The sequence below is a fragment of the Lacticaseibacillus salsurae genome (assembly GCF_045862175.1).
Taxonomy (GTDB): domain Bacteria; phylum Bacillota; class Bacilli; order Lactobacillales; family Lactobacillaceae; genus Lacticaseibacillus; species Lacticaseibacillus salsurae.
In genome coordinates, this window is record NZ_BAAFZI010000011.1 from 1 (window position 1) to 24,983 (window position 24,983).

Sequence of the window (24,983 nt, forward strand, 5' to 3'; positions counted from 1 at the left end):
CTTGCTCAGTGCTTTTTTGCGTGTAGCTTTGCTTTTCTTCGGTTCTTGTACTTGAGCTGCGGTTGCGCTCTGGTCGCTTTGATCCCCAGTGTGCTCTGGGACGAAGAAAACACTGGCATCCTCATTCGAGAGGGTGCCTTGTTCAGAGTGAATCTCTTCTGAACGATTGCCATACACAAAACGTTGAAATCGGGCAAGCTGCTCCAAAAGATCGGCGTTTTGTTCCTCTAATGCTTTAACTTGGTCACGTAGTTTGCTTATCTCGGTTGCGTCGCTTGGCATCGCACTTGCCACCATTCGTAGTTGATGGTGTGAGTGTACCACTTGAAAAGCTTATTGCCTAGCGCTTTTCACCTCTTTTTTACTTGGCCAAAACGGCCGCACGCTCGCGTCTAAAGACCAACCTGAAAGTAGCCGGGTCAATTGCTTGGCATGTAGCTTTCTGACTTCATCTTGATTTGTTGGCCACTGAATCCGACCATCTTCGATACGCTTATACAAAAGCACAAAGCCATCGCCGTCCCAATAAAGTGCCTTGAACCGGTCTTTGCGAGTACCGCAAAAAAGATACAACGCATGGTTGTATGGGTTTAGTTCGAATTGTTCTTTCACGACATCGACGAGACCATCGATGCCGCGCCGTAAATCAGTTTTGCCACAGACCAAATAGATGCCGCGAAGCTGGCGCATATCAATGAGCACGATCAAACACCGCCTTCATCAAAGCATCCAAGATATAGCCTTGGATGTGGTTGTATACGATGACTGACTCATTATCGGCCAACTTGATTTGCAGTGCTTTGGACGCTACCGCCGCCGGACGAGGCAGGTTAGGTTGATCCATCTTGATTTGGACGATATCGGGTTTATCTGACATAAAAAATACCTCACCATAATTGATGAGGTCAGTGTACCGCTGGAAATTTGATTAGGGAATCCGTGCTGTTATCTCCTGCTTACTCTAGTCCAGTGGTCACCGCCATGAAGCCTTACCTTGAATCTTTATATTAACCATCAAAACCAGCCGTAACTCACGGCTGGTTTTTTTATTTGGTGGGACGAATTGTCAACTCAAGTGCAACTTTTTACCTAGGTAAACTTCAGATGGGGTTTTCCAGCCTAAGACCTTGCGTGGTCGGTTATTCAGTTGTTCAACGAAAGCTTCTATGGCCTCATCACTTTGTAAGTTTAAGTCTGTGTTCTTTGGAAAGTATTCTCGAATGAGCCCATTGGTGTTTTCATTTGTTCCTCGTTGCTGTGGCGCATGAGGATCAGGGAAGAAGACCTTTGTGTTGAGTTCTTGGGCTAGTTCACGATAACGTGCAAATTCGGTCCCTCGGTCTGGAGTGACGGTCCTCACGCGATTGCTTGGCTGTGCGCCAAGGAGAGTCACCATTGCGTCCTTGACGTTATCCGCGTTGACCTTTGGAACGCGCATCGAAAGAAGGAAGCGTGACTTGCGATCAACGAGCGTGACGAGGGCGGAACGGCCGGTCTTGCCTCGGACCGTGTCGCCTTCCCAGTGACCAAACCAGCTACGCTTCTCCGCTGAAACAGGGCGTTCATGGATTGATGGGACATCGTTGAATCGACCCCGCCGCTCATTGATGGTTCCTTTCACTTTGCGGGTCTTACCGCGATGTCGCAGTTGCCGAGGAAGGCCACGTGCGCCATGACTCTTTAATGGGATCCCAAGATTGTCGCGATAGATGCCTCGATAAATTGTCGGATAGCTGATTTTAATATCGCTATTCTCGTGTCGCAATCGTCCTGCAATTTGTTCGGGAGACCAGTGGTATCGTGTGATAAAGGTGATCACGCATTCACGCACTTCTGGGCGGTCGAGAATACGATGACGCCGGCAGCTCTGTCGGACGCCCTGATAGCGGACATAAGCGTCTGCCACAGAATAGTTTTCCCAACCGCCATTGCGTGAAACCTCGCGACTAATGGTGCTCTTAGAACGACCGATTTTCTTGGCGATTGCTTCTTGTGTCCATCCATTATTGATTCCCAACAGTATCGTTTCACGTTCTTTTAAGGTAAGATGTTTGTACGGACTCATAGTCGAGTTCTCCTTGTATGTGATCTTGTGGTGATTTCATTGTACAAGGACTCAGGCTGTGAGTCTTTTCTATTTGGCTAATTTGTTGCACTTACATTGTAAATCCGTCGGTCAAAAAAAAAGCCTTCAAACCGCACATTCAACCAACGAATGTGTGATTTGAAGGCCCTTGGTGATGAAGCGCCAGCTTGGTGTTAGTCATTTTCAGTTAATGCATCCGCTGCGGCCACCACGCCATCAAGCAACGCGGCTAAGGATTTGCGCACTGGCGCCCCTAATTCTTGTTGGTGATACACGACTTTGGCCGTTGGATCTCGGAGCTGATGGCGCAAAGCACTCAATTCTGTATCCACCGAACGCGTCGGATATGGCGTTCTTAAATCTGAGTTCCCAACCAAATAATCGACTGAGACATTAAAGTACTGGGCGATTTTGATCTTGGTTTCATCGTCTGGCTCCCGCAAGCCTTGTTCATACATGGAATAGGTACTGGTGCCGATGCCAAGCATCTTGGCAATATCTACTTGTCGCGTTCTCGGCTGTTCATGCCGGAGGTCTGCGAGGCGTTCTGCATTCACACGCGCCACCTATTATATATAACGTGGAAGAATGTCGATGACACTAGTAAAGAATCATATATCCTTTCATTAGTATTTTGTTGATGGAACAGAAATCGATACCCTTTTTACCAACGCGACGTTGCTGCAAACGATTGCGGTCAGCACACTGCGGCGCGAATCAGCCTTTACCCCCTATTATGCCTGTGCATATTGTCAAAACTGCTTCGATCATCAGTGGTACTACCTTGCTTGCGTCGGCAAAAAATCAAATCAAACTCATGAGCACGTCTTCCACTTGGTTACTACGCACTCAAAACAACCAGGGCTTATGACCTCAGCGTAATACACTTTTGAGAATATTTCGGTTTTTATGCAAATCGTGTGTCTTGAACCGTCGCGACGCGTCTTGTGTTTCACAAGTTGCGTTTTAGCCAACAGATGTCACGTCAAACTGCACGATAAACAATTTAATTTGGTGATTTAAGCACACCTGAACTCATAATCTGAAATAAAAAAAGCCTTATTTCGTTAATAATCGAAACAAGGCTTTGGTATTTAATCCGTGATCAAGGTATCACGACCGGCATCTTTGGCTGCGTATAAGTTCGCATCTGCACGGGCAATGGTGTGATCGTTTTTCGTGTCTTCGGCAACGACGCGAGTGATGCCAGCAGAGATCGTTAAATGTAGCGTGACGCCAGCAGTTTTAACAGTGAGCTGGCGCAAATGCGCCATATACCCGTCAATAAGCGCGCGCGCTTGGGCATCAGTGGCGCCACCATAGATCAGCACGCTGAACTCTTCGCCGCCGGTGCGGTACACATCAGCTGGAAACGCGCCAGCATCCAAATAAGCTTCCAGATCTTTGGCAAAAGTCTTCAACACATCGTTGCCGGCTAAATGCCCATAAGTATCGTTGACGCGTTTGAAATGGTCGATATCGATCATCACCAAGTGCACCGCAGGCATCGTGCCATCGGCTGACAGCTGGCGATAACGGGTAAAGTCAGTGGTAAATTTACTTAAATTACGCACCCCAGTCAACGCGTCATGTTGGTTGTCGTATTGTAAATTGGAAGTTTCGCGTTTGCGGTACACCAGCAAGTGATCATAAGCATGGGCCAAGACGATCACCGCGATAAAAGCCGCCGCCACCATCAACGTTTGGCCCAGTTGGTAGTGATAGCTGTACATGTCAAACAGCCAATAGATCAAGCTGACCACGATCAACACTGGCGCATGGCGAAACCAGTTGGCTTTGATCCAATCTTGATGATCGTTCAACGGGATCAGCACCAATAATGTGCCGATAAACCCAAGCGTCGCGCCGATATCCCAATTCCAAAACGGCCAAAAGCTGAAAAATACCGCCACTAATGACCAGCGAAAGACTTTGCGATCTTTCAAGCGCTTGGAGACATAGATCAACGCCCCATTGCGAAGCGCATTGGCAGTCCAAGAGTAGGTGGTGCCAAATAAACGTAGCATTCGCACGAAAAGCATGATCGCCACCACATACACAGCGATCATCACCGCTGCCGAAACATGGCGGTGAAACCAGCGTAACATTAAGTCTGGACCCAGATCTTCAACGATCTCCAAAGACGCCACGAAGCCGATCATGAAAAAGAACGTCCAAAAGAACGTATTACCAACAAGTTCCATTCTGGCACATCCCTATTTTTAATCATCCTAAGTCAATAATAATATGCATTTATAAGCATACAACATTTTATGCCGTAAATACACGGTTAGACCCATTCAATTTCAGAATTATAGGACCCGTTGACACCTGATCAAGGCCAAAAAAAATGCCGCTGATTTCAGCGACAATCCTTTTACTTCGTCCCAGTGCCGATGCGGTCACGGCCGGCAGCTTGAGCAGCCAATAAGTTGGCTTCCGCGCGGTGATACAGCTCACGCGCATGGTGATCTTCTTCTTGCCGCGTGGCCACGCCGATGGTGGCGGTCACGGCAATGGCGTCACTATCGGCTAGTGGGATCAACACCTCGCGAATGCGCGCTTGGCAAGCTCGCGCCACTGCTAATGCTTGCGCCGCATTGGTATGAGGTAAGATCACCATGAATTCTTCGCCGCCAATGCGCGCCAACATGGCTTGTGGGGCGATCGTTTCCAGCGTTGCTTGCAAGGTGTCGACAAATACGATCAGCACTTGATCGCCAACAGCGCGGCCGAAGCGTTGATTGACCGGTTTGAAGTGATCGATATCTAGCGCCAATAAGCTCAGATCCTCTGCTTGCACAAAGCGGTGGGTCAACGCTTTGCGAAAACTCAACCAATTATAAGCATCAGTCAAGCCATCAAAGCGGACCGCACGCGCATTGGCCCGATCGATCAAGCGCTCGCGGCGCAACAGCAACATATAAGTGAAGCTGCCTAACGTGGCAACCACAAAGCCGATCAGTAACGCGGCTTTCATGGTGGCTAAAATCGCCCAACTGGCTTGCATCAGCACCCAAAAACCGCCGCCAGCAACCAACGTCGCCAATACGTGGATCATCATATGGTCGTCAAAAGGTGAAAAATAAACTTGCGCCACTGCCAACCAGCATAAGTAAATGACGACGGCTAAGCCTAATTGCCAATCGGCACCGCCGACTAACACCGCAAACAAGCCGAAGTTAAGCAATACCGTTGGGATCACTGCCGGCAAGGTTTTCAACGCGTTGGTGAAATTCAATGCCACCACCAGCTGGATATCCACCAACAGCGCTTGGGCAAAGCCACTGGTAAAATGCGCCGAGCCTAACAACAAAGCGGCGATCACCACTTCATACGCGCCATAGATCAGTTCATGACGCCTTGGGTAGCCGGCTTGCTTTTGCGCATCAGTATCGAGGCCATGCACCAATCGCTGCCAACCGCCGATGACGCCAATATTAAAAAATGTCATCACCAAACTGGCAACGATCGCTTGATCAATCATATATTTTCCTCATAAACGCAAAAAGGCCATCGCACTGATGGCTTTTTGCGGAACTTATTGCCAATTGAATGGCTCGTATATGCACACACATCACTGATTAGTCGATGATGGTTTGGGGGAAGATCATCGAGAAACCTGTACAAGAGCAAAACGGCCCGTCACAGCAAGTATCGAAATACTCCTGCGGACGGGTCGTCCTAAGCGTGCCATAAGGCCTGTGCTTAGGTGAGCGGTTAAATTCACTTGTTCTTGATTACTTATTCATCATATCGCTAAAGCCTATCAAAGGCAAGCTTTTTTAAAACAAAATTTTCTAACCGCAAGTGGTTCCAAACTTACACCACACCAATGCATTAACGCGCACCTTTCATTCGATCGCGTCAGTCAACGTCCACTTCAGCTTGGCTGTATAACTGCCGGCAGTATTACCGGCAGGAATATGCAAATGTACAGCAGACGACGCAAATTCCGTCTTGAACGTGCCTGCTGAACCATTGCGACTGGCTTTGACCAAAGCCGCCGCATCCCCACCAGTGGTGATGGTGGTATCGGTGACTGTTGGCGCTGTGGCCACAGAGTCGCGATCGCTGTTTTGCGCTGCTGTCGCATCAAAAGTCAATTGTGCAGAATGGATCTGTTGGCTGTTGTCGGCATTCGTAAAATCCGACGCCGCCACAGAAACGCTCCACGCATTGGCAAAACCAGGATTTGTCACTGCCACTGGCGCGTCAACGCGATCTGCGGTGACGTCTTGAGCAGATGATGAAACCTCAGTTGAGCTGAAGTCGATGGTCGGCATGTCGCTGGCAGCGATCGCGCTGTCTTTGGGCATTGTGAACGTGACACAAGCTTTTGACGTTTGCACGTCATCAGCAAAAACCGTGAGCGGTGTGCCTAATGCACACCATGTTGCCATTCCTGCGGCAAGCGCAGAAAGGTACACGAAAGAAAGGTGCTTGTTCATTAACGATTCCCCCAAACCGGTTAGTGACAAGTGGTGCTAATATACGCATTAATACACTACTGTTATATCATACAGGTCTCACAAATACTAGATAAATATGAATTAATTTTAATAATTTCGCTTTCATATTCACCGGCACGATATCAAATTTTGCTATTCAAAACGTGTGAAAGCCGCATTGGTAGCGGTTTCCTAATTTCCGCCATGTTATTTTTAGTTGGTCAAAAGCAATTTTATTTTTTTGCCATAATTCCGTCATACCGCACTTTATCACCATCATTTCAGTCATTCCTGTTGTCACCCTGACCGTTTATGGTGTGATAAAACGATTTTGACCGTTTCATCAAAATCATGATTTTTATTCAAAAAAAGCAAGTCGATATCCGAAAAATGGACATCGCTTGCTTGTGCACGATCTAAATCAGTTTTTAATGACGCCGCTGCCGGACCAACATGAGGCTCAAGGCGATCACTGCCAGTAACAATAATCCTAAAATGATCCCACCACCGATCAACAGCCAATGAAATGGCGATACTTGCTGATCAACTGCCGTTTGATTCAACTGCCGCGCTTGCTTGGCGGTAATGGTAAAGACTTTGACGAAATGAAATTTCTGCGTGGCCGTCGTCGCTTGCAAGTCCATATGGTAATGTCCTGCCACCAGCGGCGTATTGTTGGTACTGATCGGAAAGGCAAACGTGCTGTTTGGCGCCATGGCCATGTCGGCTTTTTCATAACGGATATAGGTTTGCTTGGCGCCAGCTTTGGTGATCTTCACCTTGAGCTTAAGTTGATGGATCGGCGTTGGCGTGATATTTTCCAGCGTCGCAGTGATGGTGTTGCGGTAATTCAGCTGATGCGCAGCCACGCTTTTCAAAGTAAGCTTTGGGGTGATCCCAGCATAATTGCCTGATTCTTGTAGCGCTAAGCCCACCACATAGGCATACTCATTGGCCATTGTCAGCCCTTTTTTCGGCTTTGGCGCTTGCGGCGTGTCCAATTCCGTCACTTGAATGCCGCCTAACACCAACCCTTGCCAAGGCGTTTGCGGAATGGTCAACTTAACGCTGACAGTTTGTTTTTGTTCGGCTGGCACTTTCACCACGAACGGTTTCGGTGTCATGGTTTCAATATCTGCCGCCAGCGACTTGGCACGCGGTTGGTGATGTTTGGTGTAGTCGATCTCTCCATTGGTATTAGTGGTCGCACGATCAACGGCAATGCGGTAGCGATGCGCGGTTTGGTCGGTGTTGTTGATCACCAGCTTTAACTTTTGAGTTTGGCCAGGCGCAACTTTCAATGAAAAATACGACACATTGGGATCGGCTTGATTGCTAGGCAATTGTGCCGCAACGGAAAAATGCAAACTGGCAGCTTGAACCGGTTGTTTCGACCAACAAGCCAAGCTGATCAAGGCGACCAATAAGCAGAATAATTTTTTCATGGCACCCGATCCTTTCTTTCTATGAACAGTTTAGCGGACTTTTTTGCGCCGCGCAGTGAAAATTTGCCGCTGACAAGGCTTAGAAAATGACAAATCACCAAAAGCTAGTATGGTAAGTCTTGGAGGTGACATTATGGAAACGCCGCGGGTCTATTACAATACCATCACCATCACCAAGTCGCACTTCAGCTTCATTGTGGGCTTGATCCAAGAAGTTTATGACCATCGGGTGCACCAGCCGGCACGCACACGATGGCTACTGGCTTATCAGCCAAATATCGGCGGGCCAGAGCCAGCTTTGCCAGTGCGCAACGAGCGCTTGCATGTGATGACGGCAACAGATTGGCAACAGTCCAATCAGCGCGCATTGCCGTCAATGGTCAATGCTTATTTTCGCGAACATGATCACACCGCAGTGGCAACTTACTTCAGTACCTATATCCCGCAAAATCCCCAACCGCCGCTAGATCACATTATTGCTGGTAGCGACTGGCCCACTGAAGTCCAAAAAGCCCAACAACTGTTGAAGATCGACTTGGCCGCCTTTATCCTGCACAAAACGCCGACTTTGCCGCAAGCGCCTTTAGCCTTCAAAACGCTGGGCTATTTCACCAGCTGACCAATAAAAAAGCGGAGAAGTGATCTCTCCGCAAGCGGCATTAATCAACCGTTAAAATCGTTTCTAATAACACATCAAAAGCTTCCAGCGGCCATTGCGCCGTCGCGTAAGTCATCACCGGTGCCGCAAGCGCCACAGTTGGCCCTTTGTATTGCGCCAAAAACCGGTCATAATAACCACCACCAAAGCCGATCCGGGCATGCGAATCCAATGCATAAGCGATCCCTGGCACGATCAATAAATCTGGCTGGTTATCCACTTTAGCCGCGGCATAAGGCGGCTCTGGGATCCCAAAGTTACTTTTGATCCGCTGATTTGCCCCAGGATCTGGCAAAAAATCCATTTGGCGATGCGGTAAGCATTTCGGTAACAACACGACTTTGCCAGCTTGTTGTGCGGCTTGGATTAAGGCTTCAGTCGGCACTTCGATCGGGCTGGAAACCGTTAACCCCACCGTGTGGGCGTGTTGCCACTGCGGCAGTGCCGTTAATTGGGTGATCAAGTTTACTGCGGCTTGTTGCGTTTGGCTCGCTGCTTGTTGCATTCTTTTGATCTGGGCATCACGAAATGCTTTTTTCTCCAACGCTAGGCCTCCTTGATTTTTTTCCATTATAACAGCCGTGCAGTTGTGCACGGCTATCTGATCCATTTAGAAATTCCAATGTAGCTGGTTGCCTTTAGGGAGCGGCGCAGGTTTGGCCAAGAAGTAGCCTTGCAAAATGTCGCAAGGATAATCATGCTCCAGTTCCGCCACCCCAGGTCCGGTTTCGATCCCTTCAATGGCCAAGACTTTATGATGGGTGACGGCGATATTGTACCAATAATTCAACTTTGAGGCGATGTCTGAAATGTGATCGAATGGGCGCAAGTTCTGTAGCGCAAATTTATATTCGTCCACATATGGCGATAACGCCTCAACCAAAGTCAGATCATTGCTGCCAGTGCCAACATCATCGATGCACACTTCTAAGCCGGCATCATGGAACCGCTTGGCGCCGCGTTGCAACTGCGCCAAGGTCACTTGGGCATCGGGACGCTCGGTTAATTCGGTGATCAACTTGATCGGTGTGCGCGATTGTGCCAACGCCACGGCATCGACATACTCTGGATCGATGAATTGCCGCTGCTCTAAGTTGAACGACACCAATTTCGTGGTGAAGTCCAAATGCAACAGCGCTTCTGATAACATGCGCCGAATATCGATCGCCGAAATCGTATTGAAATCTCCTGGTAGCGACCACTGTCCATCTTCATATTCGCGCGCAAATAATTCATAGCCGATATGTTGGCGACTGCCATCGCCAGAGAACTTAGATTGTCCGATAAACCGTCGCATGCCCATCACCACCCCGGAAAACGCTTCATTACCTTCACTGAATATTATACTGTAAAACCCTGCAATGTGTGCAGATTTGCTTAAAAAGGTGCACACATCGAATAGTCGAGTTTAATTTTACCAAATCGTCCGTTATATTGTGAACTTGTTTACTAAAAAAGTCTTCATCGCCACCCTGCGTTCGGGTTTTGATGAAGACTTTTTGGCGGGTCGACTTAACCTAAGACTTGCTTGGCTAAGGCGAAATCGCCAACAGTTGCTGAAGAGTTATTCGGCATTTTAGACGTGACGATCAAATCTGCCAGATCTGGGGTCGCTACATAGCCGTTGTTGTACTTTTCAAAATATTGGCGCACCATCGGCAATTCCGCATCCGATAATACCGAACCACCTAAGATCATTTTTGCTGGGCGCAAGGTCACATAAGTATTGAACAGCATTTGAGCGATATAATCGCTGATAAATTCAAACACTTTGTTATCGCGTGGCAAGTCTTGTCCAGGGATCCCCGTGCGGCCTTCAAGCGAAGGCCCTGCCGCCATGCCTTCAAAGCAGTGGCGCCCGTGAAATGGGCAAGTGCCTTGATAATCATCATCAGGCCGCGGCACACATAGCGCATGACCCATTTCGGCATGGCCAGTGCCACCGATGAACTTACCATTTTGAATGGCGCCGCCACCGATGCCAGTGCCAATGGTGAAGTAAACCAATGAATCGACATTTTTGCCAGAGCCGGCAATATATTCGCCATAAGCTGAGGCATTCACATCAGTGGTGAATGCGATCGGCACGTTCAATGCAGCCTTTAAGGTGCCGACCACATCAGCACCGGCCCAGCCAGGCTTTGGGGTGGCTAAGACTTGGCCATAAGTGGCTGATTTTTCGTCAATATCAATCGGGCCAAATGAGCCGATGCCTAATGCCGATACCGGATGTGCCGTGAAGAAATCCACACATTTTGCCAAAGTTTCTTTAGGCGTGGTGGTTGGGAACTGCGCCTTTTCGATAATGTTGAGCTCGGCATCACCAACTGCGACGACAAACTTTGTGCCACCAGCTTCAATGCTACCAAATAATTGTTTTGTCATATGCGTAAGCGCCTCCAAGTTTTGGTTATAGCTTATCACAAAATCCCGCCTAAAAAAATGGACCGTTTGCACAAAGTTGGCATATGGGAAAATGCTGAGCGGCAGTGAATCAGCTAAAAGCACTTTGGGGTTGCTCTGGATCGTCGAGCGCTTCAAAGCAACGCCAATGTCGCTAGCTACGCCCCAGCACTCGCGCCAAAATGCGGCGCAAGCACTGAGGCTAGGCTACCGAGTCGACTAAAAGCGCTTTGAAGCGCTCTGGGTATACAAAAGACCAGCGACCGCTATAAGGGTCGCTGGTCCATCTATCGTTTCACGCCCACGATCTTATCACATGTAGAAGATCGTCACTACCACTATCCGTCATCCCACAAACGGTTGTGCAAGAGATGCTCCCAACTCTTGCAAACATAGTATAGCAGGTTTAGAAAGCGCTGTCACGTTTTATGCTTGGGCCCGTACGCGTAAGCGCCGATAATCGGCTTCCCAATGATCGCCATGCCAAAGTTTAGGCGCTAAGGCGTCATCGAGTTGGTCAAATAACGTGGCTTGTTGTTCCGGTGTCAATGGTTCTAAGTCGCTAGCAAAAAATTGGGCGACAAAGTGGCGCAACCCTTCGCGCCCATTTTTCAATGGGGTCGGGCGGTCAAACACGTCGATGTCCACTTCTTGAAAGCCGTGGCGCTGCAATAAGTCGCGATATTCATCTTCAGTTGGAAAATAAAACGGTGAGCGGTACTCACTGCCTAATTTGGCCAATTGGGCACTCACGCCGTCAATAATGGTTTGAATATTGCCAGCAGCGCCAAATTCGGCTACTAACACACCATTAGGCTTCAGTAGCCGATGCATCACATTGGCTAAGCGGTCTTGCGCACGGATCCAATGGAAACATGCATTTGAAAATAAGGCGTCATACTGCGCTGGCTTGCCGGCGAAATTCAAAATATCACCGAGTTTAAATTCCACCGCTGGAAAATGTGCGATGGCTTTATCCAGCATGGCTTCACTTTGATCGATGCCAACGACATCAAATCCAGCTTCAGCAAGTGCTTGGCTCAATTCACCGGTCCCACAGCCGATGTCTAATACTTTGCCTGGTGCTTTAGGCATTTGCGCCAACAACGCTTCACCATTCTTAAAGACAAAGTCATGTTCGGCATCATATTCTGTTGCATCCCATTCCATGCTGCGCCACTCCTTAAAATTTAGTTAGAACATTATTATCTTATCATAATTTGGCGAGTTTGTCCGATTTGGCTATCTAGGTGTGTTTCACGTGTAACAATTTACCTGCCATCCAGCACGAAAAAAGCCGGTTTCCCGGCTTAAAGTAACTTGAAGCGTTGTAAGGCCAACGCGACGCCATTATCGTTATTCGTCGCCGTCACGTAATCAGCATCGGCGCGCAACGCCGGTTCAGCATTGCCCATGGCGATCTGCACCCCAGCGAAATCCGCCATGCGCACTTCGTCATAGTGACAACCAAAATATACAATGTCCCCGGCATACAAGCGATAGCGCGTCATGATGTAGTCGATTCCGCGCGTGGGCCGCGCATCGCGGCTGACGATATCCAACTGGCGATCGCCGACTGGCACCACGCGAATATCGCGCAAATGCAAGCGATGTAAGAAATCGGCGACAGCTTTGACTTGTTGGGCTTGCGCCAGACGCAAAGAGATCATGTACACTTCTTTGAGCTTGGCATCAAACAGATCTTGCATCGGCAACACGGCCAAACGTTTGCGCCCTAGCAACTTGTAGCGTTCGCCAGCGGCTTCTTTGACAGCATAGCCATGCAGTGCGTCAAACACACTAATGCCTAGCTCCGGAAAACTAGCCAATAATGAGCGCACCAATGCCATCATGGCCAAAGGCGCCAGCGGCCACGCACCAAGTAGCCCTTTTTTGCCAGTGCGTGGCGCATAGATCAACGCCCCATGAAAAGCGATTTGCGGCGCGTCAGTTTGAAGCCTTTTTAACACGCCGTTGAGTTCAAAAGGGGCGCGGCCAGTGATGATCGACAGCGGCGCGCCTAAATTATTCAACGCTGAAGCCGTCGTCGTGGTCAAGTTGCCTAAGTCATTGAGCAACGCGCCATCTAAGGCCGTAAAAATATATTTTGCGATGGCGCATCACCTCCTAAAATAGACAACGTTTACATTCTAACACTGCAATAGTCTGGAACCTAGCGAATTTGTAGGTACAACTCATCTTTTCCCTTTATTTTCGCGGTTTTACCCTTCAAACTGCCAGCTAGTGGTCAAGTCATAAGGCTTTTCTGGCAACAAGGTGATCGCCGACCAATCTAAGCCACTCGCTGGCGGGATCTGCGCTTCTAACGCCACGCCAGCATGGGCGCCAATGTTATGGGCGATACCAGTATGATCGAAGTGGTTAGCCGTGTACACCACGATGCCAGGCGCCGTGGTGGTCAAGTGCATTTTGCGGCCACTTGCTCCCACCAAAGTCGCGGCTTGCGCTGACTTGTTTAAAAAGGGATGGTCGAACCCAGCACCATCGAGCACTTTTGGCATCACGTCGCCTAAGCGCTGACCATGGGTGAAATCAAATGGCGTGCCAGCAACTGGGGCCCAGCCATCGATCGGTAAGTGATCCGTCAACGGCGCGTAATAATCACACGCCAATGTCAACGTGGTGTCATCAACCGTTGAGCCTTCGCCGTCTAACGCAAAATAAACATGGTTCGTCGGGTTAAATAACGTTGGTGCATCAGTGGCCGCCTGCACGTGGTAAGTCAATTTGTCGTCGTCATCCAACCGATACGTCACTGTGACCAAAACATTTCCCGGGAAATGATTATGACCGGCTGGATCCAACAAAGTGAACGTCACGTCATCATAAGTCTCAAACTCTCGGTAGCTGCCAGTAAAGACTTGGGTATCCAAGCCTTCTGCCCCACCATGGATCGCGTTTTCGCCTTCACCTTTAGGTAAAACGATTTCCTGATCGCCAAAATGCCACACATGCCCAGGCAAACGGCCGACCACCCGGCCGACTGTGCCGCCTAAGAAATTGCGTTCTTGGTCGTAGGCTTGCGGGCTGTCCAAAGATAAGATCAAATTATCGCCTGCAGGGGTCAACACCTTTTCCAAGGTCGCCCCGTAATTTAAAAGTAAGACTTTTAACCCGTTGTGGTTAGTCATCGCGAATTCATATTCTTGTTCGCCGTTTTTCGTACCGTAATGCGTCATGGTCACTGTCATGATACCGATCTCCTTTGTGATTGGGATATGTTTAATATACCCTTTTGGCCGCTGGCGTCAACGCTTACATAAACTGGGCAATTCTTGGACAGACCCCGCTTGCTGGCATATGATAAAGAAGGAGAAATTGTTGAAAAAGCTTGCGTCATCGGAACAAATGTTCGATAATAGAAGATAGTAATCACCCAGGAGGGATATCAATGGCATCTAAAACAACCAACTCACGTGAAAACGTCAAAGAGATCACCGACGCCGACGCACGCCAAGTCGCTTTGGACAAAGCATTAAAGAAGATCACCAAAGAATTCGGCGATGGCGCCGTCATGAAAATGGGCGAAAAAGCCTTAACCAATGTTGAAGTCGTTTCAACTGGGATCTTATCATTGGATGCAGCCCTTGGCGTGGGCGGTTTCCCACGTGGCCGCGTGGTCGAGATCTACGGCCCAGAATCCAGTGGGAAAACCACCATTGCTCTACAAGCTGTGGCTTCTGTGCAAAAACAAGGCGGGATCGCCGCTTATGTTGACGCCGAAAATGCCATGGACCCCACTTATGCCAAAGCCCTTGGCGTCAACATCGACGAATTGCTGTTGTCCCAACCTGACACTGGTGAACAAGGCTTAGCCATCACTGATGCGTTGGTATCTTCTGGGGCCGTGCAGATCGTCGTCGTCGATTCTGTCGCCGCTTTGACCCCTAAAGCTGAAATCGATGGTGAGATCGGCGATCAATTCGTCGGCTTACAAGCGCGGATGATGAGTCAAGCTTTGCGTAAGCTCACCGCACAGATCTTCAAGTCACAAACGATCGTGATCTTTATCAACCAGATCCGTGAAAAAGTCGGCGTGATGTTTGGGAACCCTGAAACTACCCCAGGCGGCCGGGCGTTGAAGTTCTACGCCACCATCCGCTTGGAAGTGCGTGGGACCAAACAGATCAAAGTCGCCGGCGAAGACGACCCCATCGGTAAAACCACTACCATCAAAGTCGTTAAAAACAAAGTTGCCCCGCCATTTAAGAAGATCGAAACCACGATGACTTATGGTCACGGGATCGAACCTGTTGATGACATGTTGAACTTAGCGGTCAACCATGATGTCATCAAGAAGTCCGGTTCTTGGTACAGCTATAAAGACGAACGCCTTGGCCAAGGGGCGCCAAATGCTGTCAACTTCTTGCGTGAACATCCTGATATGCTCGATGAGATCACGACCAAAATGCGCAAGCTCTTGTTTGACCCAGAGCCTGAAGCAGACGCTGATAATGATAGCAAAGCTGACAAACCCGCTAACAAAAAGTCTGCCGCTGCCAAACCTGCATCTGCTAAAGCAGCTGACAAAGCCGATGATCCTAAACCTGAAACGATCAAGCCTGATGTTTCATTTGATGATGACAAAGACTCAAATGATCACAATAACGGCGACGGTCCGATCCAATTAGTTTGATCCCACAATTTCTCCAACAAGGCTGATTTTAGCCCAACACCTACGCGCCAACGTGTCACGCATTCAACTTTTGAATGTGCGATGCGTTGGCGTTTTTATCTGCCCTTTTTTCACATTGCTAACGAACAATTTTGTTAGATGGTCTCACTTGCCTTGCACGCCTGCGCCTGCACGCCCATAATTAAAGCGATAACAAGATCTGGGGGGAGCGTTTTGCACAGTGTTTCTTGGCCTAATTATTTGGTGATCGTGATGCCGCTATTTGCCTTGATCTTCAGCGTCCAATCACAAATTCGCTATCATCGCATCAAGTTCTGGTTTGTCGTCACGGCTTTGGCGTTTACCACAGTGATCTCATTGGCGTTCACGACATTAGGCGAGCTGGCGTTTGGCATCGTGTGGAGCTTATTTTTGTTTCAGCGCCATCGCAATGAAGTGCTGGCTTTCTTATTGATGTGGGAAAGTTATTTGATGTTGACCAACTTCATGGTGATCGCCATTAACGTTGGCGCCAAGATCTGGCCGCAAGCGCGCTCCGGTTTAGATCTGGCGATCCCGATCCTGATCAATGTCGGCATTTGGATCGTCGCTTGGCGCGCATGGCCGAAGCGCTACGATTTGACGACGCACTTTGCGGCGTTTAACGACGCGTCAACGCGCTTATTGTTGACTTGGTATACAGCAGCGACCACCTTGATCTTATATGGCATCCAAATCAGTTTTGAAGCGTTGAACTTGGCAGATTCCACCACTTGGCTGCTGATGGCAGAAGTGTTGCTGTTTGCCACCGCCAACGCGTTAGTGCTTTATTATGGCTTGCAAGCCTACCGCGCGAACATGCAAGCCAAGTTGACCCAACAAGCCGAAGCCTCGCGGGCCAAATATTACGCTGAACTGGAAGCCCAGCAAACCCATAACCGGCACTTATTGCACGATTACAAAAATATTCTGGCGACCTTGCAGCTCAATGACGATACTGTCGCCAATCAAGCTTTGCTGGTCCAAGCCCAACACGCCTTGGCGCAATCACAACCTGACCAAACGGTATTGGACCATATCCAATGCACGCCGCTGCGCAGTTTGTTATACCTGAAATGGACCCAAGCCGAAAATGCCAAACGTCATTTACAGATCCAAACCCAAGGCCAAATCGACTTGCAACCAGCGGACTTGGTCATGCCAGTCCTGCGTGGGGTCGGCATTTTGCTGGATAATGCTATCGAAGCCATCGCCATTGGCCAAAGTGCCGCCTGCTTACTGGAAGCCACGGACTTGCGCGTAGCCATTACGGTGATCAATCCCGTACCGCCAGATTTCTCGTTAAGTGCGCTGACGCACACTTCTAAAGGCCCAGGTCATGGAAACGGTTTGGCGATCATTCACGAACTCAGCCAAGACCCGCGCATTCAAGCACGGACGACATTACACCACCACCAACTGGCCCAAAGTTTGATCATCGAGGTGCCGCATGCTTAATATCTACCTATTAGAAGATTCTGCTCAACAACGCGAAGCTTATGCCAAGCAGGTGCAAACGACTTGTATGATCGAAGCGTTGGATGCCAAACTCACTTTAGCCACTGGCGACGCCCAAACCCTTTTAGCCCAAGACGCCCCAGATGACAGCTTATACTTATTGGATATTGAATTAAGTGGGCAAGCCTTATCTGGCATCGACGTGGCCAAAGCGATCCGCGCCAAAAGCTTAACTGCTGAGATCATTTTTATCACTAGCCATCCAGAAGCGGCGCTGTTGATCTTGACCAATCAGATCACGCCGATGGATCTGATCCAAAAAAATGCCGACACCTTAGCGCGAATCCATCAAGCACTAGTGGCTGCGGCTAAGCGTCATGCCCAGCGGCTGTTGCACGCACCGCAACTATTTGCCTACAGCCAAGGCGGCCAAATCAACGCCTTACCACTAGCTGACGTGATCGCCTTGCAGGTCTCTGCTAGTGAGTCGGATACGATCGAACTGATCGCCACCAACGAAATGGCCAGCTTTCGCGGCAATTTAACCGCGCTTAACACCAAATATCCCAGTTTGTTTCGTTGCCACAAAAGCGCCTTGATCAACTTGACGCAACTACGCAAACTTGACGCCAAAAACCGCTTTGCGATCATGCAAAACGGCGCGCAGATCGAAGTCAGCTTTCGCAAACTCGCCAAACTCAAACAATTACTCGGAGGCTCGCATGCTTAGTACGATTTTTTCCTTGAACCACCCACTTTGGCAGCCATTAGCCGGCGTCGCATTATTGCTGGTGGCTTTTTGGGAGCTGTATTCTGGCTACAGTGAGTTTCAGCGCCTGCGCAAGCATGGCACTCGCGCGACCAGCGGCTTTAGCGGCTTGGCGATCTATTACAGCTTCGCGATCGGAATCATTTTGATCGGCGGGGCGATCAGTGTTTTTCTCATGTGAAACGTTTGGCTTTCGATCTGCGACGTTTGGCGCAAGGTGCACTTTTTTGAATGTAAGCGTTGTATCCTTAAAGTGTGCCATGGGTGAGCTTGATAAAGGAGCGGATAAATATGTGGGAGAAATTAGCAGGTATCGCCATGATCTTAGTCGCAGGTTGGCAGTTTTTCGCGTCATTTAAACAATTTCAAAACGTGAAGCAGCATGGTAACAAAAGTACCTCATCGTTTATCATGTATGCCAATTTCTATGGGTTTTTCTTTGGCGCATTGTTGTTGATCTTAGGGTTGGCAGTTTTATTTGGAGGTTTTGACTGATGCAAACCATTCAAGCAGATCTATCACAAACACAACTATTTGCACTCCCAGATGATCCTAAATTCTTAGATCATCACGTGTTGTTATGCGGCAATATGCGCTTTGGCGAAAACAAGCTGCCGAAATCCGGTATGTTGGGATTTATGAACGTGCTACTGTCTGATATTTCCATTCAGGTGTTTGATGATCATTTGGTGTTGCATCAGCAATTGCACCAAGACCTCACCTTGACCCCAAAGTCGATCAACGTGTTCGTCAACCAAATCGACCCGCGGCAAAACGTCACCATCGGCGATCACCCAGGTCCGATCTACCGCACGATGCTACAGGTGGTAACTGACGAGCTGACTGTTTATTTGCACATCCCCAGTGCCATCGTGGGACAACATTTGCTGCTAAACCCAGGGCACTTGCCTGTACATGACTTGTTTGGTTTGGCCAAATTACCGCCAACGGACAGTGATTATGTACTCAATGATGCGATCAATGCCATCGGGTTCAAAAACTGGATCCAAGGCACTGGGTTGGAATTTCTAGCAGATTCCGCTAACGTCGCTGGCCATTATCACGTGAATGACTAACCAGACGAGACCAACGCTGCAGCGATATAGACAAACAAGGTGTCACGCGAAATCAAACTTTGCGTGACACCTTGTTTGTTTTTTGGGTAAAAGCGACTTGTACTCAGCTTTTTACAGTTGCAAATATTGCGCGCGGCTGCCACCAACATACTTTGGCCGACTGCGCAATGCCGTAACATGGGCGCCGCCGAGTTGCGTGTGGCTAGGACGCACTGGCACTTGAACGAATTGCACATGCATGCCAATGGCCGTGTCGCCGATATCGATGCCAGCTTGAGCGGTGATGTGTTCCACTTCAACCGGATCATCAAACAACTTGAATGCCGCCATTGAAGCTGACCCACCAGCATGCAGCCCTGGTACCACATTCACGATTTCAAAATGTTCTGCGCGAGCAACGCGGCGTTCCACGGCACAAGCGCGATTGATATGCTCACAGCCTTGCACCGCCAGTTCAATGCCTGCTGGACGCAATTGTGCCAATACGGTTTGCACGATCCACTCGCCGACTTCAGGATTAGACGCTTGGCCGATTTGGCCGCCAACCACTTCACTGGTCGTACAACCTAGGACGAACAAGTCGCCTTTGTGCAATTTGGCTGCAGTCAACACCTCTTGAACGGTTTGGGCAAGTTGGGTTTGTAATTCAGATTTCGTGATCATGATCGCACCTCCCTTGCCCTGTATTGTAACACCGCTGTGAGAATTTGCACGTTAAGCGCGCCGCACGCTTAATTGCTTGAGCCCAGGTAAGCTCAACATCGTCAACAAGCTGATCACATATAGCGCAGACAAAAAGCCCATCGTGATAGTCAACGTGTAGTGATCCATCAACAAGCCGATCACCACGCTGGAAAATCCGCCGATGGCTCGGCCGACGTTCATGATCACATTATTGGCTGTACTGCGAATGCGCGCAGGATATAATTGCGAGATCACCGCCCCATAGCCGCCAAACATCCCATTGGCACAAAAGCCGACCACCGCGCCGATCAAGACCAACACTGCACTGGAATGCGCCAACGTAATGGTAAACACGATCAAAGCACTCGCGGTCAGAAACAAGCCAAACGCCCAACGTGGGCCTAAGTGATCTAAAATGTTGCCAAACACCGCCATCCCACAGCACATGCCAGCAATGGTCGCCACCATCCATAACGCTGAACCAGAAACACTTAACCCTTGTTGTTTTTGCACGATCACTGGCAGCCAGTTCATCAACCCGAAGTACCCTGCGATCTGCACGATCGTCATCACCATCAAGCCTAGTGTCTGCGTCGCCAATTGCCGAGTCTTGAACAATTCAGAAAAAGCGACCCGTTCATGTTTTTGCTTGGCCACTTGCTGTGCTTGCAAGAACTGTTCAGATTCTTTAAGGTGTTTGCGGACAAAGAAAGTCAACGCGACTGGTAACACCCCGATCAAAAATAAAGCGTGCCACCCCCATAGCGGTAAGATCACGCTGGCAGCTAAGGCGGCAATAATTGCCCCGATCTGCCCGCCGATCGCCGCTACTGACGTCATGCGGCCAATGCGATCATGGTTGAACGATTCGGCGATCAACGCGATCCCAACGCCATATTCGCCACCAGCACCGATCCCAGCTAAAAAGCGCAAGCCGTAGATCATCCACAAGTTATTGGCAAAAGCCATCAACGCCGTCGCGACGGCAAAAATCAAAATCGTGTGCGAGAAAGTTTTCACGCGGCCGATCTTATCGCCTAAGATACCAAAAAGCGCGCCTCCGACCAACATGCCGACATTGGTGATCGACCCGATCAATCCTGCAGCCCCACTGGAAATGTGGAGCTCAGCGATGATCGGCGTCAATGCGAAACTCAGGAACATGATATCCATGTTTTCCAGTGAGAATCCCGATGCCGTAGATGCCATCACAAGCTTTTGCTCATGTGACATGTGGTCTAAAGCGCGCATAGAAGTTGCCTTTTGCATATGTAATTTTCCTCCAAAATGCCTGCTCTCTGACAGGCGTTATTTTGTCTGCATTAGTATGCCACTGTTTGGCGCATCTGGCAAACACTTTAGATCTAGGAACAAAAACACCGCGCCTTCAAGCATGGTGGTTCCGAGACAAAATCGTCCTCGCCTGCTCTTGTTGCACAAGCGCGATGGTCAAGTGAATCCTAAGCCAAAGCCGCAACTAACCTGTCAAAGTGAGTGCGGCTTTTCGCTTGTTTACTTTTGCCAGAGTTTTCTGACAGCCTGCACTAGTTCGCTCAAAGAACGAACTAATTTGGTGGCTTTGCGGACGCTGAAGTTCAGCGCATCGCAGTTAAGATCATCGATTCTGATTAACGCACTAGTTGTTCTCATAATGGTGGTCATGATATAATTAGACCATACAAAAACACCGCGCCGGCAAGCACGGTGTTTTCGGGACATAATATCGTCCTCGCAAGATCGCTTAAAGAGCGATGGTCAGATTAATGTTAAGCTAAAGCCGCAACTAACCTGTCAAAGTGAGTGCGGCTTTTCGCTTGCTTACTTTTGCCAGAGTTTTCTGACAGCCTGCATTAGTTCGCTCAAAGAACGAACTAACTTGGTGGCTTTGCGGACGCTGAAGTTCAGCGCATCGCAATAGTAGCCGACCAAATAGATACAGGCAATAATGGTTACGTGAATGTAACCAAACGTAAACAAGACCGATCTCCTTTCGTTTGGGATGGGTGGCATAATCTGCCATCGCATCACCTCCTCAATGGGGAGACCACCGCTCATGTCACTTCTTGCTTTCAATAGTTTACCATGAAAACCGATGATTAACTAATTATTTGTAAGTTAATCATAGCGTATTTAGGTACTTATATTAACTGTTATACATCGCAACACGGATTGAAAAACGCGTAGAGATAAAAACACCTTGGGGCCTCGATTCAACAAACGAATCGGGGCCCCAAGGCGCTTGCTGTCACAGCCTTTAGCTGAACATTTTCTTGGTGGCTTTGGCTAAGGTCTTGAGATCTTTGTCATAACGCGGCGTTTTGACCAATTTACTCATTGGCAAACCGGCGAAATGATAGGCGGCGATTTCGCCAGAACGTACCGCCGATTGTTCGGTGAAGATCATCTGGTAAGGTTGTTCCACAAATTCCCCCGTGAAGGCTAAATTAGTGGAATGTGCCGGGATCACCTTTGGCCGATCCGCTTTGGCGCGGTTGTTGAACAATGCTGAGGCATAAGGCATGTATACTGGGATATTGTTGATAATGGCGGCCATGATCGCATCTTTTTTGGTCATGATGTTCACTGGGCCTGGATCAACTTTGGACAACTGCCCGATCAATTCTTCAGCCATTTCGCGACCAGTCATTTCAATATACGGCTTGTCGACGAATTCGCCACGGCGCCGTGGATACAAGAAGTAGCCCCAAAGCACGGTTTCGTTAGGCTTTTGGGTGGTAAAGTGCGGTTGATGATGCACCACGATGGACATGTTGACGTCTTGTTGGCCAAGATCTGTGATCGCCTTGGTGGACAAGAATGAATTCAGCGCATTGCCAGGAACTTGCGTGGTGATGCGTGCGATTTCGTTTAACAACAAGTGGTCTTTGGACGTCAAGGTGAAGCTGACCCATTCAGAGGCATTGCGATCAGCAAAAAACTTGTCGGGATTGCCTAAATTGTAGAATTTGCCGGCAATGTTCTTCCACAAGCCAGCAGCGGCACCATAATCCATGTTTTCCCCAGCGGCGTGATCCATATCGCCTTGCGTTGCCGAATCAGTGATCGAGCCGTTGGTGAAGATCACCGCGGTGTCAGCGTCGATAGCGACAGATTCTTCTTCGCCTGATTCGGTATCCGTCATTTGTAAGCCAGTGACGGTGATCTCATCGCCCATTTTGGTCTCTTTGAAGGTCATGTCCGTGACGCGTTTGTTTAAAATGATGTTGACGTGTTGGTCTTTCAAGTAATTGATCAACGGCAACATAATGGATTCAAACTGGTTGTAGCGCGTGCGGTTGACGCCGACTAAGTGCTCGATTTGGGTGAATTCGTAGATCATCATGTGCATGTAGCGCCGCAACTCTTGAGCAGAGCTTTGCACCCGAAAGGCAAAAGTGGTTTCCCACATATACCAGAAGTTGGTTTGGAACATATGCGGTGAATCTTTGAAGTATTCGGCGATCGTAACATTGTCGAGTTTTTCTTCTTCTGAATCACCCATCATGATCAACTTGGTCAATAACAGACGATCTTTGTTATTCAAACCCAGCTTACCAGCATCGATGATCCCTTTGCCGCCTTGCAAGAGGCGCGCTTTATCAAAGGTGCGGTGAGCCGCATCAAACTCGCGCGTATCTTCTGCGGCACTCATATTCGGCTCAGTAGCTGAAGGAATGCGTGCCAATAGATCCATTAAATCGACATACGTGCGGTAGTTAAGCATCCGCCCGCCACGGGCCACGTAGCCAAGGGTGTTTGCCATCGGATGATTTTTGTTCCAATATTCATCCACAGTATCCAGCGTCACCGCACCATCGTTGGACCCGTGATCATCGATCGCATAAAAGGTGATCGCTTGACCATCCCAATGCGCTTCTTGGATCAGATAAACTGCCGCGGCCATATTAGCCAAGCCAGCCCCGATCATGACTGCTTTTGATTTCACCATATGCTTTGCCCCCCTAAGCTTCAAACTCGTCATAGTCATGTTCATCCGTTTTAAAGAGTTCCATTTTCTTAGCGGTATAATAGCCTGCCGCCGCTGCCAAGGTGACCGCCAAAGCGGTAAAAGTCAGGAATTTTTTCATCATCGATCATCCTTTCTGATTACAACTTGATGGTAACGCGCGGCATCAGCGCTTGGCTTTAGACAAAGTGATGGTTTTGTCCAAACCTTGTAAGCGCTATTTATTATTCTGATAAAAGCCACAAAGACGGCATCGGCGCATCACACTTTCGTCACACTTCGCCGGTAGTATAGGAAACATAGAAATGAGCTACCCCCTTATTTCTACCCACTTTTTCATTTTCTTGGTTTGATCAGTTCCCGCTGGTCGAATCATTCACTCCTCCAAAGTGAACCCCAACCCTTTTTTTGCCGCCAAGCCCATGGCGGCTTTTTTGTATAATACCGGTTTTGCAAACGTTATCTTACGTGGTACACTGAGGGCATTCCTAAATATTGTGAGGGCAACTAATGATTCCAAAACTGATCGCTGTTGATATGGATGGCACCTTTTTATCTGATGAAAAGACTTATGACCGTGAACGCTTCGCCAAGCTTTACCCGAAATTGCAAGCGCAAGGGACGCGCTTTGTAGTCGCGTCAGGGAACCAATATTATCAATTGAAGACGTTTTTTGACCAACCTGACGTGTTATTTTTAGGTGAAAATGGTGCGTACTGTGGCACGGCGACGCAGAAATTATTCGCATCAACGTTTACGCCAGACCACGCCAAAAAAGTCCTGGAGGCCCTCTTGCAGATCCCAGAACTAAAGCTGTCGATTTGTGGTGAAAACAGTGCCTATATTCGCCGTTCTGAAGGCCAAGTATGGATCGACGATACTCGCCGCTACTACACCCGCTTAGCCGTCGTGGACAACTTTGACCAATTGCCTGACGATAACATTTTGAAATTCGCCATGGGTTGCCCGCCAGAGCAAACTGACGCGATCGTCGCGCAGATCAAAGAAGCCACCAAAGGCTTGGCAGTACCCACTTCCAGCGGTCATGGCGACATCGACGTGATCCAACCAGGCGTCAACAAAGCTGCTGGATTGAAGCGTTTAGGCCAAAGCTTAGGCATCGATCTTAGTGAAATGTGTGCTTTCGGTGATGGCGGCAACGATTTGGAAATGTTGCAAGAAGTCGGCTTAGGCGTCGCGATGCAAAACGCTGACCCGCAAGTCGCCGCGATCGCAGACGATCACACCCTTGATAATAATCACGCTGGGGTGTTGGCTTATTTAGAGAAACTGTTCAACTAGTTTCACGTG

The 24,983-nt window shown here is 48.9% G+C and carries 28 protein-coding genes; 8 read left to right on the forward strand and 20 right to left on the reverse strand.

All coding sequences use genetic code 11. The annotated features are described in order from the left end of the window. From ACKTSG_RS05255 to ACKTSG_RS05295, 9 genes are all read right to left on the reverse strand, one after another. Positions 1–282, reverse strand: a 282-nt coding sequence (locus ACKTSG_RS05255; protein ID WP_407892654.1) for an IS66 family transposase, incomplete at its 3' end; no start/stop codon positions are given. 51 nt (positions 283–333) lie between these two features. Beyond that, positions 334–702 (reverse strand): IS66 family insertion sequence element accessory protein TnpB, encoded by a 369-nt coding sequence (tnpB, locus tag ACKTSG_RS05260; protein WP_054720188.1) that lies wholly within the window; start codon positions 700–702, stop codon positions 334–336. Next, the gene (locus ACKTSG_RS05265; RefSeq protein ID WP_054720191.1) at positions 692–877 is read right to left on the reverse strand and encodes a hypothetical protein; all 186 of its coding nucleotides are present in this window, start codon (positions 875–877) and stop codon (positions 692–694) included. The genes tnpB and ACKTSG_RS05265 overlap by 11 nt, the downstream gene beginning before the upstream one ends. Before the next feature lie 189 nt (positions 878–1,066). Next, positions 1,067–2,065, reverse strand: a complete 999-nt coding sequence (locus ACKTSG_RS05270) for an IS30 family transposase (RefSeq protein WP_407892656.1) — start codon at positions 2,063–2,065, stop codon at positions 1,067–1,069. A 194-nt stretch (positions 2,066–2,259) separates the two neighbouring features. Then, entirely contained in the window at positions 2,260–2,643 is a 384-nt protein-coding gene (locus ACKTSG_RS05275) for a helix-turn-helix domain-containing protein (RefSeq protein WP_407892658.1), read from the reverse strand. Between the two features lie 537 nt (positions 2,644–3,180). Continuing rightward, entirely contained in the window at positions 3,181–4,290 is a 1,110-nt protein-coding gene (locus ACKTSG_RS05280) for a GGDEF domain-containing protein (protein ID WP_407892659.1), read from the reverse strand. A gap of 173 nt (positions 4,291–4,463) precedes the next feature. Beyond that, complete coding sequence (locus ACKTSG_RS05285) at positions 4,464–5,573, reverse strand: GGDEF domain-containing protein (RefSeq protein WP_407892661.1); 1,110 nt, start codon at positions 5,571–5,573, stop codon at positions 4,464–4,466. A 367-nt stretch (positions 5,574–5,940) separates the two neighbouring features. Next, positions 5,941–6,537, reverse strand: coding sequence for a WxL domain-containing protein (locus ACKTSG_RS05290; RefSeq protein WP_407892664.1), 597 nt, complete (start codon positions 6,535–6,537; stop codon positions 5,941–5,943). Between the two features lie 428 nt (positions 6,538–6,965). Further along, positions 6,966–7,982, reverse strand: a complete 1,017-nt coding sequence (locus ACKTSG_RS05295) for a WxLIP family cell surface protein (protein WP_407892666.1) — start codon at positions 7,980–7,982, stop codon at positions 6,966–6,968. A gap of 133 nt (positions 7,983–8,115) precedes the next feature. Here ACKTSG_RS05295 and ACKTSG_RS05300 point away from each other — a divergent pair, with 133 nt between their 5' ends. Continuing rightward, positions 8,116–8,601, forward strand: a complete 486-nt coding sequence (locus ACKTSG_RS05300; RefSeq protein ID WP_407892668.1) for a hypothetical protein — start codon at positions 8,116–8,118, stop codon at positions 8,599–8,601. Between the two features lie 40 nt (positions 8,602–8,641). Here the strand turns inward: ACKTSG_RS05300 and ACKTSG_RS05305 are convergent, their stop codons facing one another. From ACKTSG_RS05305 to ACKTSG_RS05330, 6 genes are all read right to left on the reverse strand, one after another. After that, complete coding sequence (locus ACKTSG_RS05305) at positions 8,642–9,184, reverse strand: 5-formyltetrahydrofolate cyclo-ligase (protein WP_407892670.1); 543 nt, start codon at positions 9,182–9,184, stop codon at positions 8,642–8,644. Between the two features lie 66 nt (positions 9,185–9,250). Then, positions 9,251–9,937, reverse strand: coding sequence for an EAL domain-containing protein (locus ACKTSG_RS05310; RefSeq protein WP_407892671.1), 687 nt, complete (start codon positions 9,935–9,937; stop codon positions 9,251–9,253). 215 nt (positions 9,938–10,152) lie between these two features. Beyond that, a complete protein-coding gene (locus ACKTSG_RS05315) occupies positions 10,153–11,025 on the reverse strand; it encodes an ROK family protein (RefSeq protein ID WP_407892673.1) in 873 nt (290 codons plus the stop codon). Between the two features lie 444 nt (positions 11,026–11,469). Beyond that, entirely contained in the window at positions 11,470–12,213 is a 744-nt protein-coding gene (locus ACKTSG_RS05320; protein ID WP_407892675.1) for a class I SAM-dependent methyltransferase, read from the reverse strand. Positions 12,214–12,353: 140 nt separating this feature from the next. Then, positions 12,354–13,157, reverse strand: coding sequence for an HAD hydrolase family protein (locus ACKTSG_RS05325; RefSeq protein WP_407892756.1), 804 nt, complete (start codon positions 13,155–13,157; stop codon positions 12,354–12,356). A gap of 108 nt (positions 13,158–13,265) precedes the next feature. Next, entirely contained in the window at positions 13,266–14,255 is a 990-nt protein-coding gene (locus ACKTSG_RS05330; protein WP_407892677.1) for an aldose epimerase family protein, read from the reverse strand. A gap of 200 nt (positions 14,256–14,455) precedes the next feature. Here ACKTSG_RS05330 and recA point away from each other — a divergent pair, with 200 nt between their 5' ends. The 6 genes from recA to ACKTSG_RS05360 all read left to right on the forward strand — a co-directional run bounded on the left by recA (position 14,456) and on the right by ACKTSG_RS05360 (position 19,021). Continuing rightward, positions 14,456–15,700 (forward strand): recombinase RecA, encoded by a 1,245-nt coding sequence (gene recA / locus ACKTSG_RS05335; protein ID WP_407892679.1) that lies wholly within the window; start codon positions 14,456–14,458, stop codon positions 15,698–15,700. Between the two features lie 213 nt (positions 15,701–15,913). Next, positions 15,914–17,176 (forward strand): hypothetical protein, encoded by a 1,263-nt coding sequence (locus ACKTSG_RS05340; protein WP_407892681.1) that lies wholly within the window; start codon positions 15,914–15,916, stop codon positions 17,174–17,176. Beyond that, on the forward strand, positions 17,169–17,906 hold the full coding sequence (locus ACKTSG_RS05345; protein WP_407892683.1) for a LytR/AlgR family response regulator transcription factor: 738 nt from the start codon (positions 17,169–17,171) through the stop codon (positions 17,904–17,906). Before ACKTSG_RS05340 ends, ACKTSG_RS05345 begins: the two co-directional genes overlap by 8 nt. After that, positions 17,899–18,126, forward strand: a complete 228-nt coding sequence (locus tag ACKTSG_RS05350) for a hypothetical protein (protein WP_407892685.1) — start codon at positions 17,899–17,901, stop codon at positions 18,124–18,126. The genes ACKTSG_RS05345 and ACKTSG_RS05350 overlap by 8 nt, the downstream gene beginning before the upstream one ends. A 110-nt stretch (positions 18,127–18,236) precedes the next feature. Beyond that, positions 18,237–18,440: a bacteriocin gene (locus ACKTSG_RS05355; protein ID WP_407892687.1), complete on the forward strand. Its 204-nt coding sequence runs from the start codon at positions 18,237–18,239 to the stop codon at positions 18,438–18,440. Next, positions 18,440–19,021 carry a hypothetical protein gene (locus ACKTSG_RS05360; RefSeq protein ID WP_407892689.1) on the forward strand — a complete coding sequence of 194 codons (582 nt, stop codon included), beginning with the start codon at positions 18,440–18,442 and terminating at the stop codon, positions 19,019–19,021. Before ACKTSG_RS05355 ends, ACKTSG_RS05360 begins: the two co-directional genes overlap by 1 nt. A gap of 111 nt (positions 19,022–19,132) precedes the next feature. Here the strand turns inward: ACKTSG_RS05360 and ACKTSG_RS05365 are convergent, their stop codons facing one another. From ACKTSG_RS05365 to ACKTSG_RS05385, 5 genes are all read right to left on the reverse strand, one after another. After that, positions 19,133–19,684: a TIGR01440 family protein gene (locus tag ACKTSG_RS05365; protein WP_407892691.1), complete on the reverse strand. Its 552-nt coding sequence runs from the start codon at positions 19,682–19,684 to the stop codon at positions 19,133–19,135. Between the two features lie 51 nt (positions 19,685–19,735). Next, the gene (locus tag ACKTSG_RS05370; RefSeq protein ID WP_407892693.1) at positions 19,736–20,974 is read right to left on the reverse strand and encodes an MFS transporter; all 1,239 of its coding nucleotides are present in this window, start codon (positions 20,972–20,974) and stop codon (positions 19,736–19,738) included. A 514-nt stretch (positions 20,975–21,488) separates the two neighbouring features. Continuing rightward, positions 21,489–21,725: a hypothetical protein gene (locus ACKTSG_RS05375; RefSeq protein WP_407892695.1), complete on the reverse strand. Its 237-nt coding sequence runs from the start codon at positions 21,723–21,725 to the stop codon at positions 21,489–21,491. A 234-nt stretch (positions 21,726–21,959) separates the two neighbouring features. Then, positions 21,960–23,654 carry an oleate hydratase gene (locus ACKTSG_RS05380; protein ID WP_407892697.1) on the reverse strand — a complete coding sequence of 565 codons (1,695 nt, stop codon included), beginning with the start codon at positions 23,652–23,654 and terminating at the stop codon, positions 21,960–21,962. Between the two features lie 13 nt (positions 23,655–23,667). Continuing rightward, a complete protein-coding gene (locus ACKTSG_RS05385; protein WP_407892698.1) occupies positions 23,668–23,796 on the reverse strand; it encodes a hypothetical protein in 129 nt (42 codons plus the stop codon). Positions 23,797–24,185: 389 nt separating this feature from the next. Here ACKTSG_RS05385 and ACKTSG_RS05390 point away from each other — a divergent pair, with 389 nt between their 5' ends. Next, a complete protein-coding gene (locus tag ACKTSG_RS05390) occupies positions 24,186–24,974 on the forward strand; it encodes a Cof-type HAD-IIB family hydrolase (protein WP_407892758.1) in 789 nt (262 codons plus the stop codon). The last annotated feature ends 9 nt before the right edge of the window (positions 24,975–24,983 follow it).

Bases quoted from the DNA above. Each gene is read 5' to 3' on its own strand.
- ACKTSG_RS05265 (WP_054720191.1), bottom strand. From the start codon at position 877: ATGTCAGATAAACCCGATATCGTCCAAATCAAGATGGATCAACCTAAC.
- ACKTSG_RS05270 (WP_407892656.1), bottom strand. From the start codon at position 2,065: ATGAGTCCGTACAAACATCTTACCTTAAAAGAACGTGAAACGATACTG.
- ACKTSG_RS05280 (WP_407892659.1), bottom strand. From the start codon at position 4,290: ATGGAACTTGTTGGTAATACGTTCTTTTGGACGTTCTTTTTCATGATC.
- ACKTSG_RS05285 (WP_407892661.1), bottom strand. From the start codon at position 5,573: ATGATTGATCAAGCGATCGTTGCCAGTTTGGTGATGACATTTTTTAAT.
- ACKTSG_RS05290 (WP_407892664.1), bottom strand. From the start codon at position 6,537: ATGAACAAGCACCTTTCTTTCGTGTACCTTTCTGCGCTTGCCGCAGGA.
- ACKTSG_RS05295 (WP_407892666.1), bottom strand. From the start codon at position 7,982: ATGAAAAAATTATTCTGCTTATTGGTCGCCTTGATCAGCTTGGCTTGT.
- ACKTSG_RS05300 (WP_407892668.1), top strand. From the start codon at position 8,116: ATGGAAACGCCGCGGGTCTATTACAATACCATCACCATCACCAAGTCG.
- ACKTSG_RS05310 (WP_407892671.1), bottom strand. From the start codon at position 9,937: ATGCGACGGTTTATCGGACAATCTAAGTTCTCTGGCGATGGCAGTCGC.
- ACKTSG_RS05315 (WP_407892673.1), bottom strand. From the start codon at position 11,025: ATGACAAAACAATTATTTGGTAGCATTGAAGCTGGTGGCACAAAGTTT.
- ACKTSG_RS05320 (WP_407892675.1), bottom strand. From the start codon at position 12,213: ATGGAATGGGATGCAACAGAATATGATGCCGAACATGACTTTGTCTTT.
- ACKTSG_RS05330 (WP_407892677.1), bottom strand. From the start codon at position 14,255: ATGACAGTGACCATGACGCATTACGGTACGAAAAACGGCGAACAAGAA.
- recA (WP_407892679.1), top strand. From the start codon at position 14,456: ATGGCATCTAAAACAACCAACTCACGTGAAAACGTCAAAGAGATCACC.
- ACKTSG_RS05345 (WP_407892683.1), top strand. From the start codon at position 17,169: ATGCTTAATATCTACCTATTAGAAGATTCTGCTCAACAACGCGAAGCT.
- ACKTSG_RS05350 (WP_407892685.1), top strand. From the start codon at position 17,899: ATGCTTAGTACGATTTTTTCCTTGAACCACCCACTTTGGCAGCCATTA.
- ACKTSG_RS05355 (WP_407892687.1), top strand. From the start codon at position 18,237: ATGTGGGAGAAATTAGCAGGTATCGCCATGATCTTAGTCGCAGGTTGG.
- ACKTSG_RS05360 (WP_407892689.1), top strand. From the start codon at position 18,440: ATGCAAACCATTCAAGCAGATCTATCACAAACACAACTATTTGCACTC.
- ACKTSG_RS05365 (WP_407892691.1), bottom strand. From the start codon at position 19,684: ATGATCACGAAATCTGAATTACAAACCCAACTTGCCCAAACCGTTCAA.
- ACKTSG_RS05370 (WP_407892693.1), bottom strand. From the start codon at position 20,974: ATGCAAAAGGCAACTTCTATGCGCGCTTTAGACCACATGTCACATGAG.
- ACKTSG_RS05375 (WP_407892695.1), bottom strand. From the start codon at position 21,725: ATGGCAGATTATGCCACCCATCCCAAACGAAAGGAGATCGGTCTTGTT.
- ACKTSG_RS05380 (WP_407892697.1), bottom strand. From the start codon at position 23,654: ATGGTGAAATCAAAAGCAGTCATGATCGGGGCTGGCTTGGCTAATATG.
- ACKTSG_RS05385 (WP_407892698.1), bottom strand. From the start codon at position 23,796: ATGATGAAAAAATTCCTGACTTTTACCGCTTTGGCGGTCACCTTGGCA.